Raw genomic sequence first — 2,842 nt, forward strand, 5'->3', positions numbered from 1 at the left:
GAGCTTCAAAATAGCGAGTGCCTGATTAGGTGTGCACTGCCATTGAGCCAATATATGTAACGCGCTGGTTAATCCAGTACTCATAGACGTATCCCCACTTCCAGATTTTAGGGTGCCCCGCTGAATCATATCCGATCAACCGGACACCTCCATCATAGTGTGCCGCGTTCGTTTTTGGTACCTCATAGCCCCGCGACTGCGACTGCACATTTCTTGCGCAACATATCCCGCAGCATCAAAATAGCAGGTGTGACTTGCTTCCGGCTTGGGCAGATCAACCAGACGCTTAACGGCTCTGATTGATAGTCGGGGAACAACCTGACGATATTGCCCGCATGCAGATCGGCACTCAGGTCCAGTATCGATTTAAAACCGATACCTTTTCCGGCCACCGCCCAACGCCTGACGATATCGGCATCGTTACTCTCCCGGTCACCGTGCACCCGAATACGGTGATTCTCACCGTCTTTGACGAATTCCCACGTGTCATACGCACGATTCCCCAACAGGTATCGTAAACAATTATGCTGGCGCAGATCCTCCGGGTGCTTTGGCACCCCAAACCGGGCCAGATAATCAGGGGACGCAAATGCAACACGCGCCACCGTTGCAACCTGAAACGCCACCATATTGGAATCTTCCGGCTCACCATAACGCAGCGCCACATCCACCCTATCGAGATAAAAGTCCGACAGCATATCCCCAACGCTAAGATGCATCGTCAGATCAGGATGACGTTCCATCGCCTCATCCAGCCATGGCAGCACGATGTTACGCCCCAAGTCAGACGACACGGATAGTCGTATCTCACCAGCGATCTTCCCGCGCATCGCATCCAGTGACGCCTTTCCCTCTTCAAGGGATGCCAGTGATTTCCGACAATGTAGCAAAAACCGCTCACCCTCTGCGGTAATGCGCAGCTGCCGAGTCGAACGAATAAACAGCTGTGTATCGAGCTGCTTTTCTAATCGTTTGAGCGCGGCACTGGCCGCAGCAGGCGTTATACCCAGCTGTTCAGCCGATGCCGTGATACTGCCCGTATCGGCGGTTCTCACAAATAGTGCTAAATCCGATGTATTCATTATCAAAATATTTTTGAAACTAATTAAGTCATTACCCTGTTTTTAGAGTATACATATTCACCCACAATGTCTTCATTCACTCAACGGAGACATCCCATGAAAGCAATTGGTTACCTGAAGTCACTGGACATCAGCCATCAGGATTCATTGATCGACATCGATCTGCCGACACCAACACCCACCGACAGGGACCTGCTGGTCAAAATTGACGCGATCTCGGTTAACCCCGTGGATACCAAGGTCCGCGTAAGAGCACAGCCGGAAAACGGTGAGCACAAGGTGCTGGGGTGGGATGCGGTTGGCGAAGTGATCGATGCAGGTGATCAGGCACAGTTCTATCAGAAAGGCGACAAAGTCTGGTATGCGGGCGATATCACCCGCCCAGGTACGAACTCTGAATATCATCTGGTCGATGAGCGCATCGTAGGTCGCAAACCTGAGTCCATATCCAATGCGGAAGCCGCTGCGTTTCCACTGACGGCCATCACCGCATGGGAACTGCTATTTGACCGCCTCGGTTTTGAACAAAGCACGTCAGCAGACAACGCCGGACGCAAGCAGCTTCTGATCGTGGGTGCTGCAGGTGGCGTAGGCTCCATTTTGGTCCAGCTTGCCGCACAACTCACCGATGCGGTCATCATCGGCACCGCTTCCCGTCCGGAAAGTCAGGCATGGGTGAAAGAGCTGGGTGCAGATTATGTGATTGATCACCGCAAACCGTTGAGCGAAGAACTGAAGCGCATCGGTATTGATAGTGTCACCCATGTCGCTTCGTTAAACGCGACTGAGCAGCATTATGACGAGATCGTTGAGAGCCTTGCGCCACAGGGTAAGCTGGCATTGATTGATGACCCGCAATCTCCTCTCGACATTATGAAGCTAAAAATGAAGTCGATCTCTCTGCATTGGGAATTTATGTACACCCGTTCAATGTTCAATACCGACGACATTGAAAAACAGCGTGATCTGCTGAACAGCATTGCAAATCTGATAGATGCCGGGCGCATCAAAACAACACTGGGTGAACACTACGGTCAGATCAACGCTGACAACCTGAAACGGGCGCACGCAAATCTCGAAAGCGGCAGAGCAATTGGCAAAATTGTTTTGGAAGGCTTTTAAGCACATTTAACACAGTGGAGGACACTCACATGACTCAACTCACCATCGTTGCCAATATCATCGCCAACACTGACAAAGTGGATCTGGTCAAAACCGAACTGGTCAAGCTGATCGATGTTACCCGCGCCGAAGAAGGCTGCATCAATTACGATCTGCATCAGGATAATGAAAACCCAGCGCATTTCATGTTCTACGAAAACTGGGCATCCCGTGAACTGTGGCAGGCACACATGGGCAATCAGCATTTGCAGGATTACCTGAGTGCAACCGAAGGGGCCGTTGCGCAGTTTACGCTGAACGAAATGACCGTCGTTGCTTAATCCTGCGATCCGCGCAGGATCCCTGAATAGCCGCTAAGATCAAATCAGAATAGCAATCGGGTTAGCCAGCCTATGGCTAACCCACCTTCACACCGGATAAACACTACGCGCTACCAACTACAGCGATAATCAGGAGAGTTTTAACGATGCTACTTGATACACCTGTATGTGATTTTGGCTGGAAAGCCCCCCACTTCACCTTAAATATCCCTTTGAATGCAGCACGTTTGGCCAAACGCCCATCAATCACACGGCCTAACACGGACTAGAGCACAGTTACCAGCAGGTAAGCTACAAGACACACCGAAAATGCGCGCC

3 protein-coding genes are annotated in these 2,842 nt (G+C 51.1%); 2 read left to right on the forward strand and 1 reads right to left on the reverse strand.

Going from position 1 to position 2,842, the window contains the following annotated elements; translation table 11 throughout:
* Positions 1-182 precede the first annotated feature (182 nt).
* On the reverse strand, positions 183-1,082 hold the full coding sequence (locus tag ABYW01_RS18475) for a LysR family transcriptional regulator (RefSeq protein ID WP_372835692.1): 900 nt from the start codon (positions 1,080-1,082) through the stop codon (positions 183-185).
* A gap of 96 nt (positions 1,083-1,178) precedes the next feature.
* On the opposite strand from ABYW01_RS18475, the gene ABYW01_RS18480 reads away from it, so the two are divergent.
* Together ABYW01_RS18480 and ABYW01_RS18485 are read left to right on the forward strand one after the other, a co-directional pair.
* A complete protein-coding gene (locus tag ABYW01_RS18480; protein ID WP_372835695.1) occupies positions 1,179-2,204 on the forward strand; it encodes a zinc-binding alcohol dehydrogenase family protein in 1,026 nt (341 codons plus the stop codon).
* Between the two features lie 29 nt (positions 2,205-2,233).
* The gene (locus ABYW01_RS18485) at positions 2,234-2,524 is read left to right on the forward strand and encodes a putative quinol monooxygenase (RefSeq protein ID WP_372835698.1); all 291 of its coding nucleotides are present in this window, start codon (positions 2,234-2,236) and stop codon (positions 2,522-2,524) included.
* Positions 2,525-2,842 lie beyond the last annotated feature (318 nt).

The sequence above is a fragment of the Pontibacterium sp. genome (assembly GCF_041587635.1).
GTDB lineage: Bacteria > Pseudomonadota > Gammaproteobacteria > Pseudomonadales > Balneatricaceae > Pontibacterium.

Bases quoted from the DNA above. Each gene is read 5' to 3' on its own strand.
- ABYW01_RS18475 (WP_372835692.1), bottom strand. From the start codon at position 1,082: ATGAATACATCGGATTTAGCACTATTTGTGAGAACCGCCGATACGGGC.
- ABYW01_RS18480 (WP_372835695.1), top strand. From the start codon at position 1,179: ATGAAAGCAATTGGTTACCTGAAGTCACTGGACATCAGCCATCAGGAT.
- ABYW01_RS18485 (WP_372835698.1), top strand. From the start codon at position 2,234: ATGACTCAACTCACCATCGTTGCCAATATCATCGCCAACACTGACAAA.